Source organism: Streptomyces sp. PA03-5A, assembly GCF_033792725.1.
Classification (GTDB): Bacteria; Actinomycetota; Actinomycetes; order Streptomycetales; family Streptomycetaceae; genus Actinacidiphila.
This window is the reverse complement of record NZ_JARAVL010000004.1, coordinates 276,263-289,124: the sequence shown is the minus strand read 5'-3', so window position 1 is coordinate 289,124 and position 12,862 is coordinate 276,263. Positions and strand designations below refer to the sequence as shown.

The 12,862-nt window shown below is 73.0% G+C and carries 13 protein-coding genes; 6 read left to right on the top strand and 7 right to left on the bottom strand.

What is annotated here, in order from left to right; genetic code table 11:
* Positions 1 to 134 precede the first annotated feature (134 nt).
* The 4 genes from PV410_RS07190 to PV410_RS07175 are packed head-to-tail and all read left to right on the top strand — an operon-like array spanning position 135 to position 3,252.
* Entirely contained in the window at positions 135 to 1,085 is a 951-nt protein-coding gene (locus PV410_RS07190) for a metal ABC transporter solute-binding protein, Zn/Mn family (RefSeq protein WP_500323024.1), read from the top strand.
* Between the two features lie 34 nt (positions 1,086 to 1,119).
* Entirely contained in the window at positions 1,120 to 1,881 is a 762-nt protein-coding gene (locus PV410_RS07185) for a metal ABC transporter ATP-binding protein (protein ID WP_500323023.1), read from the top strand.
* Positions 1,881 to 2,774, top strand: coding sequence for a metal ABC transporter permease (locus tag PV410_RS07180; RefSeq protein ID WP_500323022.1), 894 nt, complete (start codon positions 1,881 to 1,883; stop codon positions 2,772 to 2,774). Before PV410_RS07185 ends, PV410_RS07180 begins: the two co-directional genes overlap by 1 nt.
* A gap of 52 nt (positions 2,775 to 2,826) precedes the next feature.
* Positions 2,827 to 3,252 carry a Fur family transcriptional regulator gene (locus PV410_RS07175; protein WP_499511798.1) on the top strand — a complete coding sequence of 142 codons (426 nt, stop codon included), beginning with the start codon at positions 2,827 to 2,829 and terminating at the stop codon, positions 3,250 to 3,252.
* A gap of 72 nt (positions 3,253 to 3,324) precedes the next feature.
* Here PV410_RS07175 and PV410_RS07170 read toward each other — a convergent pair whose 3' ends face one another.
* Together PV410_RS07170 and recO are read right to left on the bottom strand one after the other, a co-directional pair.
* Entirely contained in the window at positions 3,325 to 4,164 is an 840-nt protein-coding gene (locus tag PV410_RS07170) for an isoprenyl transferase (RefSeq protein ID WP_500323021.1), read from the bottom strand.
* 62 nt (positions 4,165 to 4,226) lie between these two features.
* A complete protein-coding gene (gene recO / locus PV410_RS07165) occupies positions 4,227 to 4,973 on the bottom strand; it encodes a DNA repair protein RecO (RefSeq protein WP_499511800.1) in 747 nt (248 codons plus the stop codon).
* 56 nt (positions 4,974 to 5,029) lie between these two features.
* On the opposite strand from recO, the gene PV410_RS07160 reads away from it, so the two are divergent.
* Entirely contained in the window at positions 5,030 to 5,392 is a 363-nt protein-coding gene (locus PV410_RS07160; protein WP_500323019.1) for a DUF1304 domain-containing protein, read from the top strand.
* Positions 5,392 to 5,691, top strand: coding sequence for a hypothetical protein (locus tag PV410_RS07155; protein WP_500323018.1), 300 nt, complete (start codon positions 5,392 to 5,394; stop codon positions 5,689 to 5,691). The genes PV410_RS07160 and PV410_RS07155 overlap by 1 nt, the downstream gene beginning before the upstream one ends.
* On the opposite strand, the gene PV410_RS07150 is transcribed toward PV410_RS07155, so the two are convergent.
* From PV410_RS07150 to leuA, 5 genes are all read right to left on the bottom strand, one after another.
* Positions 5,681 to 6,316, bottom strand: coding sequence for a response regulator (locus PV410_RS07150; protein ID WP_500323063.1), 636 nt, complete (start codon positions 6,314 to 6,316; stop codon positions 5,681 to 5,683). The genes PV410_RS07155 and PV410_RS07150 overlap by 11 nt on opposite strands.
* Positions 6,317 to 6,366: 50 nt before the next feature.
* The gene (locus PV410_RS07145) at positions 6,367 to 7,647 is read right to left on the bottom strand and encodes a sensor histidine kinase (protein WP_500323017.1); all 1,281 of its coding nucleotides are present in this window, start codon (positions 7,645 to 7,647) and stop codon (positions 6,367 to 6,369) included.
* Between the two features lie 55 nt (positions 7,648 to 7,702).
* Positions 7,703 to 9,802: an MMPL family transporter gene (locus tag PV410_RS07140; RefSeq protein ID WP_500323061.1), complete on the bottom strand. Its 2,100-nt coding sequence runs from the start codon at positions 9,800 to 9,802 to the stop codon at positions 7,703 to 7,705.
* 166 nt (positions 9,803 to 9,968) lie between these two features.
* Positions 9,969 to 10,706, bottom strand: a complete 738-nt coding sequence (locus PV410_RS07135) for a TerB family tellurite resistance protein (protein ID WP_500323016.1) — start codon at positions 10,704 to 10,706, stop codon at positions 9,969 to 9,971.
* Positions 10,707 to 10,888: 182 nt separating this feature from the next.
* The gene (gene leuA / locus PV410_RS07130; RefSeq protein ID WP_500323015.1) at positions 10,889 to 12,652 is read right to left on the bottom strand and encodes a 2-isopropylmalate synthase; all 1,764 of its coding nucleotides are present in this window, start codon (positions 12,650 to 12,652) and stop codon (positions 10,889 to 10,891) included.
* Between the last annotated feature and the right edge of the window lie 210 nt (positions 12,653 to 12,862).

Genomic DNA, 12,862 nt, shown 5'->3' with positions numbered 1-12,862 from the left:
GTGCGGTCCGGCGAATACCTCAGATTACCGGCGGGTGCGGGGCCCGTATCAAATCGGTTCCGCAGTCCGAGGGCGCCGGGTCCGGCAACCAAGCCAATTGACAATCGTTTCCATTTTTGTTGAAAATGGGTGTCATGAACATAGGTCGTGCCCTGGTCCCCCTCACCGCCGTCGCCGGGCTGGTCGCCCTCTCCGCCTGTTCCACCGCGGGCGGGGGCGGGGCGGACGGCAGGCTCAAGGTCACCGCCTCCTTCTACCCTATGCAGTTCCTGGCCGAGCAGATCGGCGGCGGGCACGTCGACGTGACCGGACTGACCAAGCCCGGGACCGAACCGCACGACCTGGAGCTCACCCCCCGGCAGACCGGCGAGCTCGGCGAGTCGGACGTCATCGTCTACCTCAAGGGCCTGCAGCCCGCCGTCGACGACGCCATAGCCCAGTCCGGCGTGGCGAACACCGTCGACGCCGCCGCGCTGACCCCGCTGGAGGACCACGGCACCGAGGTCGACGGCCACGACCACGGCAGCGGGGACGACCACAGCGGGCACGGGGACGAGGACGCGGGCGCCGACCCGCACATCTGGCTCGACCCGGTCCGCTACGCCCAGGTCGCCGAAGGCGTCGGCAAGGCCCTCGCCAAGGCCGACCCGGACCACGAGGCGACCTACGGGAAGAACACCGCCGCGCTGGTGAAGAAGCTCGACGCGCTGAACACCGACTTCCAGGACGGGCTGGAGAACCGCACCTCGGACACCTTCATCACCACCCACGCCGCCTTCGGCTACCTCGCCGAGCGCTACGGGCTGGTCGAGCAGGCGATCAGCGGCATCGACCCGGAGTCCGAGCCCAGCGCCGCCCGGATGAAGACGCTGCACACCCTCGCCGAGGACAACGGCGTCAGCACCGTATTCTTCGAGACGCTCGCCAGCGACCGGACCGCCAAGACCCTCGCGGGCGACCTCGGCCTGAGGACCGCGGTGCTCGACCCCATCGAGGGCATCACCGACAAGTCCGCGGGCCGCGACTACTTCGAGGTCCAGCACAGCAACCTTCAGGCCCTGCGCTCGGCGCTCGGCGCGAAGTGAGGCAACGATGACGGAGCCCGGTACGGAGGCTGGAATGGACACGGTCATATCGATGCGGGGGGCGACCGCCTCCCTCGGCTCACGGCCGGTGCTGCGCGGCGTCGACCTGACCGTGCGGCGCGGGGAGGTCGTCGCGCTGCTCGGCGCCAACGGCTCGGGCAAGTCCACCGCGATCCGCGCCGTGGTCGGCCAGGTGCCGCTCACCGCGGGCGGACTGGAGCTCTTCGGCACCCCGCTGAACCGGTTCCGCGACTGGGCCCGGATCGGCTACGTGCCGCAGCGCACCACGGCGGCCTCCGGCGTCCCCGCCACCGTGCGCGAGGTCGTCTCCGCAGGGCGGCTGGCCCGTACGAGGCTGGGCCTGCCCCGCAAGGCGGACCGCCGGGCCGTGGGGCGCGCCCTGGAGCTGGTCGGGATGGCCGACCGGGCCGGCGATCCGGTCGAGGCGCTCTCCGGCGGCCAGCACCAGCGGGTGCTCATCGCCCGCGCGCTGTCCGTCGAGCCCGAACTGCTGATCATGGACGAGCCGATGGCGGGCGTCGACCTCGCCAGCCAGGAGGTGCTCGCCGGGACGCTGCGCGAACAGGTCTCGCTGGGCACCACCGTGCTCCTGGTCCTGCACGAACTCGGTCCGCTGGAGCCGCTGATCGACCGTGCGGTGGTGCTGCGCGACGGCTGCGTCGTCCACGACGGGCCCCCGCCGAAGGCCCAGGGGCAGCACGCGCTGCCCGGCCACGACCATGTCCACCCGCACGCCGGCCACGTGGCCGAGCCGATCCGGACGGGGCTGTTCTGATGGAGCTGTTCTCCTACGCCTTCATGCAGCGGGCGCTGATCGCCGCCGTCCTCGTCGGCATCACCGCCCCCGCGATCGGCATCTACCTCGTCCAGCGCCGCCAGGCCCTCATGGGCGACGGCATCGGCCACGTCGCCCTCACCGGTGTCGGCCTCGGCTTCCTGCTCAGCACCAACCCGGTGTGGATGGCGACGGCCGTGTCGGTCGCGGGCGCGATCGTCATGGAACTCATCCGCTGGTACGGCAGGACGCGCGGCGACATCGCGCTCGCCATGCTCTTCTACGGCGGCATGGCGGCCGGCGTGCTGTTCACCTCGCTCGCGCCGAACGGCTCCAACGCCAACCTGCTCACCTACCTGTTCGGCTCCATCACCACCGTCTCCCCGCAGGACATCACCGCGATCTGCCTGCTGGCCGGCTTCGTGGTGCTGGTCACCGTGGGCCTGCGGCGGCAGCTGTTCGCGGTCTCCCAGGACGAGGAGTTCGCCCGGGTGACCGGTCTGCCGGTGCGGCTGCTCAACCTGCTGGTCGCCGTCACCGCGGCGGTCACGGTCACGGTCGCCATGCGGGTCGTCGGACTGCTGCTGGTCAGCGCGCTGATGGTGATCCCGGTCGCCGCCTCCCAGCAGATCGCCCGCAGCTTCGCCACGGCCTTCGCGCTGTCGGTCGTGATCGGCGTGGCGGTCGCCTTCTCCGGCACGGTCACCTCGTACTACGCCGACGTGCCCTCCGGAGCGACCATCGTGCTGCTGGCCATCGGTGTCTTCGTCACGCTGACGCTGCTGGCCGCGCCGCTGGCGAAAAAGCGTGCACGCCGTGCCGCGGAGGACGGGACACGGTGCACCCTGGAGGTACCCGCGGCGCGTCCCACCGAGGACGACGTCCGGGTATGAGCTCCAGGCCTGGCAGAATGACCGACCGAACCGACCGAGTAGGAGGCCACCGGTGACGACCGCCAAGCCCCCCGTCCGCGGACGATCGACCCGGCAGCGTGCCGCCGTCGCCGCGGCCCTCGCCGAGGTCGACGAGTTCCGCAGCGCCCAGGAACTGCACGACCTCCTCAAGCACCGGGGTGACTCGGTCGGCCTCACCACGGTCTACCGCACGCTGCAGTCCCTCGCCGACGCCGGCGAGATCGACGTCCTGCGCACCGGGGAAGGCGAGTCCGTCTACCGGCGCTGCAGCAGCGGTCACCACCACCACCTGGTCTGCCGCGTCTGCGGCAAGGCGGTCGAGGTCGAGGGCCCCGCGGTCGAGAAGTGGGCCGACACCATCGCCGAGGAGCACGGCTTCGTCGACGTCGCCCACACCGTGGAGATCTTCGGGACCTGCGCCGACTGCGCCGGCTGCGGCGGCCCCGCCGCGAACTGAACCGGGCCCCGCCCGCCGTCGTGCTCGTACCGCCCCGCGGTCGTCCGTGGACGACCGCGGGGTGACTGCCGACTACTGCGTGTCCGCGTCGCTCTCCGCCGCCGGCTGCTGCTCGTTGGGCAGCGCGCCGCCGAAACGGCGGTCACGGGAGGCGTACTCCAGGCACGCGCGCCACAGGTCGCGGCGGTCGAAGTCCGGCCAGAGGACGTCCTGGAAGACCATCTCGGCGTAGGCGGACTGCCAGATCAGGAAGTTGGAGGTGCGCTGCTCGCCGGAGGGGCGGACGAACAGGTCCACGTCCGGCATGTCCGGGTGGTACAGGTACTTGGCGAGGGTCTTCTCGTTGACCTTGGAGGGATCGAGGCGACCCGCCTTTATGTCCTCGGCCAGGCGCGCCGCCGCGTCGGCGATCTCGGCGCGACCGCCGTAGTTGACGCACATGTACAGCGTCATGGCGTCGTTGTCGCGGGTCATCTCCTCCGCGACCTGGAGCTCCTTCACGACCGACTTCCACAGCCGGGGCATGCGCCCGGCCCAGCGGATGCGGATGCCCATCTCGTGCATCTCGTCGCGGCGGCGGTGGATGACGTCCCGGTTGAAGTTCATCAGGAAGCGGACCTCGTCGGGCGAGCGCTTCCAGTTCTCCGTCGAGAAGGCGTACAGGGAGAGGTTCTTGACCCCCAGCTCCAGGCAGCCCTTGAGGACGTCCAGCACGACGGTCTCGCCGACCTTGTGCCCCTCGGTGCGGGGCAGGCCGCGCTCCTTGGCCCAGCGGCCGTTGCCGTCCATCACGATGGCCACGTGCTGGGGGACCAGCTCACCTGGGATCTTCGGGGGCTGCGCGCCGGACGGGTGCGGGTCGGGAGCCCGGTACTCGCGCCGGGGACGGCTCAGAATCCCGCGTACTGCCATGACCTTGCTCTCCACTTCCTGTGCCTCACGAGTTGGTGCTGCCGGGGGCCCGCCGGGTACCGCTACTTCTCGATGAAACGCAGACTGCGCAAGCCGCGCTCCAGATGCCACTGCAGATACGCCGCGACCAGTCCGCTGCCCTCCCGGCAGTGGCGCGGTTCGCACGCGTCGGCGGTCTCCCAGTCCCCTCCGAGCAACGCGCCGAGGAGTTCCAGTGACTCCAGTGAGGGTACGACGCTTCCGGCCGGGCGGCACTCGCCGCATACGACTCCTCCCGCGCCGACCGAAAAGAACCGATTCGGGCCCGGCATCCCGCACTTCGCGCAGTCCCCGAAGCTGGGCGCGTAGCCGTTGACCGCCAGCGAGCGCAGCAGGAAGGCGTCGAGCACCAGCCGCGGGTCGTGCTCACCGTCGGCGAGCGTGCGCAGGCCGCCGACCAGCAGCAGGTACTGCTGCACCGCCGGTTCGCCCTCGTGGTCGGTGAAGCGCTCGGCGGTCTCCAGCATCGCCGTGCCCGCGGTGTAGCGGGCGTAGTCGGTGACGATGCGGCTGCCGTAGGGGGCGATCGTCTCACCCTGGGTGCACAGCGGCAGGCCGCGGCCGATCAGCTCGCCCCCGCGCGCGAAGAGCTGCACGTCCACGTGGGAGAACGGTTCCAGCCGCGCCCCGAACTTGGACTTCGTCCGCCGCACGCCGCGGGCCACCGCCCGGACCCGGCCGTGCCGTCGGGTGAGCAGGGTGATGATCCGGTCCGCCTCGCCCAGCTTCTGGGTGCGCAGCACGATGCCGTCGTCGCGGAACAGACTCATGCGCCCATTGTTCCGTACGCGGCGACCGGACCGGCCCGGGTCGTACGCTACGGCCCATGTCGATCACAGCGACCGTCGCCGTGCTGCTCATAGCGGCCCTCCACCTCTACATCCTGGTCCTGGAGATGTTCCTGTGGACCACCCCCCGCGCCAGGGGAGCCTTCGGGACCACCGCGGAGTTCGCGCAGGCGAGCAAGGCACTCGCGGCCAACCAGGGGCTCTACAACGGTTTCCTCGCCGCCGGGCTGGTGTGGGGCGCCGTGGCCGCCGACCCGGTGGGCTTCCAGGCCACGGTGTTCTTCCTCATCTGCGTGGCGGTCGCCGGGCTGTACGGCGCCGCGACCGCGAGCCGCCGCATCCTCTTCGTGCAGACCGTGCCGGCCCTCGTCGCCCTTGCCCTGGTTCTGGTGGCCCGCTGATGGACTCCGTCACCCACCACATCACCGCGACCGGCCCCGACGGCACCGCCCTGGAAGTGCTGTACGGCTACGCGGACCGCGGGCGGCGGATGCTCGAGTGCCGGCACTGCGCGTGGCGCGAGCAGATCACCGGGGGCGGCGCCAGGGGCAAGGCGCTGGCCCACCTGTCGCAGGCCCACGGAGCCGGCGGGGCGCCGGCGATGGCCGCGGACACACGGACGCTGGGCGCGACGGTGTGGACCGTGCTCGCCTGCTTCGGCGTCGCCGCCGCGATCCTGCTGTGGGCGGTCAGCCGCTGAGCCCCGCCGTCCCGCCGGGCGCGACCAGCCCCGACTCGTAGGCCGCGATCACCAGCTGGGCGCGGTCGCGGGCGCCGAGCTTGCCCATGATCCGGCTGACGTGCGTCTTGGCGGTGAGCGGGCTGAGGCCCAGCGCCTCGGCGACCTCCGTGTTGTTCAGGCCCCGCGCGACGAGGGTGAGCACCTGCCGCTCCCGTGCGGACAGCGCGGCGAGGCGTTCCGGGGCCGGCCCGCCCGGCGGCGGGCCCTCCGGGAGGCGCAGCACCCGGGCGATGAGCCGCGCGGTCGGCCCCGGCGAGAGCAGCGCCTCGCCCGCGGCGACCGTGCGGATGGCGTCGAGGAGTTCGGCGGGGCGGGTGTCCTTGACGAGGAAGCCGCTGGCCCCGGCGCGCAGCGCGGGGACGACGTGGTCGTCGCTGTCGTACGTGGTGAGCACCAGCACCCGGACCCCGGCCAGGTCATCGTCGGCGGCGATCAGCCGGGTGGCCTCGATGCCGTCGAGGTCCGGCATGCGGATGTCCATGATCACCACGTCGGCACGGCCGGCGCGGGCCGCCGCCACGGCTTCCCGCCCGGTGGCCGCGTGCCCGACGACCTGCATGTCGGGGGCGGACTCGACGAGCATCGCGAAGGCCTCACGGACCAGGGTCTGGTCGTCGGCGAGCAGCACGCGGATCACGCCGGGCCCCCCGCGAACGGCAGAACGGCGGCCACCTGGAAACCGCCCTCGGGCCGGGGTCCGGCGGTCAGCGTGCCGCCGACGCTGCGGGCGCGCTCGCGCATGCCGATGAGGCCGTAGCCGGCGGCGGGTACGGTCTCCGCCGGGCCGGCGTCCGCGGGGGGCCTCGGGGGTGCCACGGCACGCCAGGGCCGCCATCGGGCGTCGGGGCGGTCCGGTTCGTGCTCGGCCTCCGTCCCCGGGCAGGGGCCGTCGTCGGTGACGGCGATCCGCAGGGCGGTGCCGCGGTCCGGGTCGGTGCCGAGTTCCACCCCGACCCGGACCGAGGTGCCCCCGGCGTGCCGTACGGCGTTGGTGAGGGCCTCCTGCACGATGCGGTAGGCGGCCGCCCCGATCGCCGGGGGCACCCCGTCGGCGCCGGCCGCGACGGCCAGCTCCACCCGGGCGCCGGCGGCCTCGGCGGAGCGGGCCAGGTCGGCCACGGCCGCCAGGCCCGGCAGCGGGCCGCGCTCGTCGTCGCCGCGCAGCACCTGGAGGGTGGCGCGCAGTTCGGCGCGGGCGTCGCGGCAGGTGCCGGCGATGCTGTCGAGGGCGCCGGCGACGGCCGTGCGGTCCAGCCGCTCGGGGTCGGCGAGCAGGACGTGCGCCGCGACCGAGGTCTGCACGCCGATGAGGGTGATGCTGTGGGCGAGCAGGTCGTGCAGGTCGCGGGCGATCCGCAGCCGCTCCTCGGCGACGCGCCGGGCCGCCTCCTCCTCGCGGGTGCGTTCGGCGCGTTCGGCGCGCCCGACGATGGCGGCCACGTACTTGCGGTGGATGCGGACCGCCTCGCCGGTCAGTGCCACCGCCACCACCCAGCCGCCGCTGCGCAGCATGTCGGTCGCCGCGTGCCGGTCGGGTGTCGCCGACATCACCCCGACCATGATCGCGACGACCGCCGCCACGGTGAGGTACGTCCGCGGCGGCGGCCCGGCGACCGCGAGCGAGTAGATCGCCACCATGCTGGCCGGAACCACGGCCAGGTGGAGGTTGTCCATGGCGTGGTACGGGGCGACGGCCGCGACCGTGACGAGCATCACGGTCATCGGCCACCGCCGCCGGGCGGCCAGCACCAGCGCGGTGACCACCAGCAGCGCCCAGCCCGCCGCGTCCGGGCGGTGCCCCTGTCCGGACGGCAGGAGGGCGCCCATGGCGCTCTGGAGCGCGAGCACGCCCAGGGCGAGGGCGGCGTCCTTGTGCGCGCGGACGGCGGGCGGGAGGGGCGGCGGCTTCGGCACGGGTCCATCTTCCGTTACGGGGTCGGCGGCGTGACAGACCGGTTCGCGGGCCGGTTCACGGGCCCGTACGCGGCCGGCTCAGCCGGCCCGGCCACCAGACCCGCTCGCGCAGCGCCACGCTCGCGGAGGTGACCAGGTAGGTGCGGACGAGGAAGGTGTCCAGCAGGACGCCCACGGCGATGACGAAGCCCATCTCGACCAGCGACACCAACGGCATGTTGACCAGGACCGAGAAGGTGGCCGCCAGCACCAGCCCGGCCGAGGCGATCACCCCGCCCGTGGTCCGCAGCGCGGTGACGGCCGCGGCGGCCGGCGCGGCCCCCGCCAGCGACTCCTCGCGCATCCGGTGCATGAGGAAGATGCCGTAGTCGACGCCGAGCGCCACGAGGAAGACGAAGGACAGCAGCGGCAGCCCCGGGTCCGTGCCCTCGAAGCCGAACAGCGGCCCGAAGACCAGCCCGCCGATGCCCAGCGCGGCGCCCCACACCGCGATCACGGCCACCACGAGCAGCAGCGGCGCGACCAGGCTGCGCAGCAGCGCGACGAGGATCAGCAGCACGGCGGCCAGGACGAGCGGCACGACGACCCGGCGGTCGCGGGAACTGGTGCCGGCCAGGTCGGCCTGCTGGGCACTGGGCCCGCCGACGTGGGCGCCGTAGGGGCCGTCCAGCTCCGCGCGCAGGGCGTGGATGGTCGCGGTCTCGCCGGGCGACTCGGGCGGCGCCTTGGCGGTCACCGACACCTCCGTCCAGCCGCCGCCGCTGCGCCCGCGTTCGGCGGACGCGACGCCTTCGGTGCCCCGGACCGCGGCCAGCACCTCACCGGCCCGTCCGGTGGGCGCCATGACGGTGATCGGCTGGGCGGAGCGGCCGGGGTCGGCCTCGGCGAGGATGCGCATCGCGGCGACCGACTCCGGCGCGCTGGTGAAGGCGTCGTCGTTCTTCAGGCTGCCGGGCAGGGCCAGGGTCCCGAGCGCCAGCGCCCCGAGCAGCACCGCGCCACCCGCGAGCACGGCCGGCGGACGGCGTGCGGCCGAGCCGCCCATCGCCGCGAACAGGCCGCGCGGACGCGGCACTTCGCTGCCGTACGCCGGGACCAGCGGCCAGAAGACCCGGCGGCCCAGCAGCACCAGCAGCGCGGGCAGCAGGGTCGTCATGGCGACCAGCGCGCACAGCACGCCGACCGCGGCGATCGGGCCCATGCCCCGGCTGCTGTTGAGGTCGGCGGCGAGCAGGCACAGCAGGCCTGCGGCCACCGTCGCGGAGGAGGCCAGGATCGCGGGCCCGCAGCCGCGCAGCGCGGCGCGCATGGCGTCGTACGGGCGCGGCACGCGCCGGAGTTCCTCGCGGTAGCGGGAGACGAGCAGCAGCGCGTAGTCGGTGCCGGCGCCGAAGACCAGGATGGTCATCACGCCCTGGCTCTGGCCGGTGACGGTGATGCCGAAGGCCTGGTGGAGTCCGTAGACCCCGGCCATCGCGGCGGCGTCGGCCACGCCCGCGACGAGCAGGGGCAGCAACCACAGCAGCGGGCTGCGGTAGATGAGGATCAGCAGGACGGCGACGACGGCCACCGTGGTCCACAGCAACGGCCCGTCGAGGGAGGAGTAGACCTCCTTCATGTCGGTGTTGAGCGCGCCGGGGCCGCCCACGTGGGCGGTCAGCCCGTCGCCGCCCTCGGCCCGGTCGCGGACGTCGGTGACGAAGGCGTTCCTGGCCGCGTCGTCCTGGCCGGGCTCGGTGCTCGCCACGGGGTACATCAGTGTGTCGCCGTGCGACAGGACGGCGTGCGGCGTGCCGCCGGTGAGCCGGTGCGCCCGCGCGATGCCGGCGATCTGGGCGGCGGCCTTGTCGCGGTCGGCAGCGGTCAGCCCGCCGTCGCGGTGGTAGACGACCACGAGTTCGGTGGCCTCGCCGCCGGGCAGCGCGTCCTGGAGCCGGGCGACCTGCGTGGAGTCGGCGCTCACCGGGAGGTAGTCCACGGCGCGGTTCTGCTGCGCGTCGGCGAGCTTGCCGGCCAGCGGGCCGGCCAGCGCCAGCACGGCGATCCACAGCGCGAGCACCGCCCACGGGATCGCGCGGGCGCCCCGGTTCCTCCCCCGTCCTCGGGTCGGCGGCGGCGCGGCGGCCGGTGTGGTCTCAGTGGTCGGGGCCCCCATCATGGGCCTCCCTCCGGGCCGGTGGTCTGGTCCTGCCCAGACTTCCGGTGCGGGGGCGCCTTTTCGTCGGGCCCGGGACCGAGGCCGGCGTTACTGCCCGGGGTGCGGTGCGGGCCCCGTTACTCCCCGGGGAGTACGCCCGGCGGTGGCGATCAGGGGCGGCCCGTCAGGACGGCGTGCGGGCCGCGGCCTCCAGGATGCGTTCGGTGTCCTCGCCGACGAGGCCGAGGCAGCGGCCGACGGCGCCGAGGACCTCCCGCTCGGCGGGCAGGTAGGGGCCGTCGGCGAGGGCGATGAGGGCGCCCTGGACCAGGATGTGCTCACGGCCCTGGGGGGCGAGGTGGCGGGAGAGGGGGCCCAGGGCCTCGTGGAGCTCGATGGACAGCCAGCTGCCGCAGCCGTCGAGGGCGTCCGCGAGCCCGTCGGCGTCCGGGGCGTCGGAGGCGCCGGGGAAGCGGCCCTCGTCGGCGACGATCGCCGCGAGCAGGCCGAGCAGCTGGTCCTCGGTGCAGTCGGTGAACCCGGCCGAGCGGACCGCGCCGACGGCGGCCTCGCGGGCGCCGCGCCCCATGGCGCCGCCCGCGGTGAGCACGGCGAGGGCGACGGTGTGGACGGCATCGCGGAGCATGGCGGAGAAGACGGTGGTGGTGGGCTGCTCCAGGACCTCGGGGCCGCGGTGGGCGCGGCACACCACGCACTCCACGACCGTGCCGGCCGAGCCGCGCGGCAGGAGGGGCAGGCCCAGCAGGGTCAGCCGCCGGGTGCCGGTGCGCCGCCGGTAGCCGCGGTCGCCACCGCAGCCGGCGCAGAAGAACTCCCCGTCACCTTCGGTGTGCCAGACCGTCCGCACGCCCAAGATGCACAAGCCCTTGATGTGGAGCACTTCGCACCCTCCGGCCGCCATCCCGATTACCCCGGTTCGTCCCTTTACGCGCCGTACGCGTGGGTAACGCTCCGGCAACGGCGCCGTAATGACGTGATGTTAGCCACATGGGCGGCGCGTAGTCAGTACCACGTGAGGGCCGAATACGAGAACCGGCCACGGCGCCCGCTCGGGCGCCGTGGCCGGTTCACCGTGCGTGGTGACTAGCGGGCCGCGCGGTTGACGGCGGAGACGACCGCCTTCAGCGAGGCGCGCGTGGTGTTGGCGTCGATGCCGATGCCCCACAGGACCTGGCCGTCGATGGCGCACTCGATGTACGAGGCGGCCTGCGCGCTGGCGCCCTCGCTCATGGTGTGCTCGGTGTAGTCCAGCAGGCGGGCGTCGACCCCGACCGAGGCCAGCGCGTCGAAGAACGCGGAGATCGGGCCGTTGCCGGTGCCGGTCAGGACCGTCTCGGCGCCGTCCACGACCGCTTCGACGGTCAGGGTGTCGGTGCCGTCGCTGCTGGTCGAGGTCTGCGCCGACCGCAGGGCGACCCGGCCCCAGGCGTTCTCCGGGGTGGGCAGGTACTCGTCCTCGAAGATCGCCCAGATCTCCTTCGGCGTGACCTCGCCGCCCTCGGCGTCGGTCTTCGCCTGGATGATCTTCGAGAACTCGATCTGCATGCGGCGCGGCAGGTCCAGCTTGTGGTCGTTCTTCAGGACGTACGCGACGCCGCCCTTGCCGGACTGCGAGTTCACACGGATGACGGCCTCGTAGGAGCGGCCGACGTCCTTGGGGTCGATCGGCAGGTACGGGACCGCCCACTCGATGTCGTCGACGGTCCGGCCCTGGGCGGCCGCGTCGGCCTCCATGGCGTCGAACCCCTTCTTGATGGCGTCCTGGTGGGAGCCGGAGAAGGACGTGTAGACCAGGTCGCCCACGTACGGGTGGCGCGGGTGGACCTCCATCTGGTTGCAGTACTCGGCGGTGCGGCGGACCTCGTCGATCTGGGAGAAGTCGATCATCGGGTCCACGCCCTGGCTGAACAGGTTCATGCCCAGGGTGACCAGGTCGACGTTGCCGGTGCGCTCGCCCTGGCCGAACAGGCAGCCCTCGATGCGGTCGGCGCCGGCCATCAGCGCCAGCTCGGCGGCGGCCACGGCCGTGCCGCGGTCGTTGTGCGGGTGGACCGACAGGCACACGTACTCGCGGCGCGACAGGTTCCGCGACATCCACTCGAAGCGGTCCGCGTGCGTGGAGGGCGTGGAGCGCTCCACGGTCGCGGGCAGGTTCAGGATGATCTCGCGGCCCTCCTCGGGCTGCCAGACGTCCATCACCGACTCGCAGACCTCCAGCGCGAAGTCCAGCTCGGTGTCGGTGAAGATCTCCGGGCTGTACTGGTAGCCGAAGACGGTCTCGTCGCCCAGGATCTTGTCCGCGTACTCCATGACCAGCCGCGTGCCGTCCACGGCGATCTGCCGGATCTGCTCCTTGGAGCCGCGGAAGACCACCCGGCGGAAGGTCGGGGCGGTCGCGTTGTACAGGTGCACGGTCGCACGCGCCGCGCCGCGCAGGGACTCCACGGTCCGCTCGATCAGTTCCTCGCGGGCCTGGGTCAGTACGGAGATGGTGACGTCGTCGGGGATCGCGCCCTCTTCGATGATGGAGCGCACGAAGGCGAAGTCGGTCTCGCCCGAGGCGGGGAAGCCGACCTCGATCTCCTTGTAGCCCATCTTCACCAGCAGGTCGAACATCGCGCGCTTGCGGGCCGGCGACATCGGGTCGATCAGCGCCTGGTTGCCGTCCCGCAGGTCGGTCGACAGCCAGCGGGGGGCCTTGGTGATCCGCCGGTCCGGCCAGGTGCGGTCCGGGATCTCCACGGCCTCGTACGGCTTGTACTTGTGGACCGGCATCGCGGTCGGGCGCTGGCGCACCGTCGCGGCGGTGATGGGCGTGGGGCGGCCGACGGCGTTCGGGGTGGACATCTGCGGGGGTGCTCCTCGGTTGCGGCTGTGGAGGCGGCCGACCGGCGCTGGTGCAACGCCAAACCCCGCGGGGAGGGAGTCGACCTGGACTACAGGCCCTCGCCGCGGCAGCTAAGAAGAAGCAGCCCGAAACGCATGATGCTGTCGACCATAACCGAGCCCCCGGGGACCCTGCAGCCGCTGCGGCGTTCTTCTCAGTATGCAAGACCG

What these genes read in the sequence shown, in the direction of transcription:
- PV410_RS07170 (WP_500323021.1), bottom strand. Translation starts at nt 4,164, where the DNA reads ATGGCAGTACGCGGGATTCTGAGCCGTCCCCGGCGCGAGTACCGGGCT.
- PV410_RS07135 (WP_500323016.1), bottom strand. Translation starts at nt 10,706, where the DNA reads ATGGCGGCCGGAGGGTGCGAAGTGCTCCACATCAAGGGCTTGTGCATC.
- leuA (WP_500323015.1), bottom strand. Translation starts at nt 12,652, where the DNA reads ATGTCCACCCCGAACGCCGTCGGCCGCCCCACGCCCATCACCGCCGCG.
- PV410_RS07185 (WP_500323023.1), top strand. Translation starts at nt 1,120, where the DNA reads ATGGACACGGTCATATCGATGCGGGGGGCGACCGCCTCCCTCGGCTCA.
- PV410_RS07150 (WP_500323063.1), bottom strand. Translation starts at nt 6,316, where the DNA reads ATGCTCGTCGAGTCCGCCCCCGACATGCAGGTCGTCGGGCACGCGGCC.
- recO (WP_499511800.1), bottom strand. Translation starts at nt 4,973, where the DNA reads ATGAGTCTGTTCCGCGACGACGGCATCGTGCTGCGCACCCAGAAGCTG.
- PV410_RS07155 (WP_500323018.1), top strand. Translation starts at nt 5,392, where the DNA reads ATGGACTCCGTCACCCACCACATCACCGCGACCGGCCCCGACGGCACC.
- PV410_RS07140 (WP_500323061.1), bottom strand. Translation starts at nt 9,802, where the DNA reads ATGGGGGCCCCGACCACTGAGACCACACCGGCCGCCGCGCCGCCGCCG.
- PV410_RS07160 (WP_500323019.1), top strand. Translation starts at nt 5,030, where the DNA reads ATGTCGATCACAGCGACCGTCGCCGTGCTGCTCATAGCGGCCCTCCAC.
- PV410_RS07180 (WP_500323022.1), top strand. Translation starts at nt 1,881, where the DNA reads ATGGAGCTGTTCTCCTACGCCTTCATGCAGCGGGCGCTGATCGCCGCC.
- PV410_RS07190 (WP_500323024.1), top strand. Translation starts at nt 135, where the DNA reads ATGAACATAGGTCGTGCCCTGGTCCCCCTCACCGCCGTCGCCGGGCTG.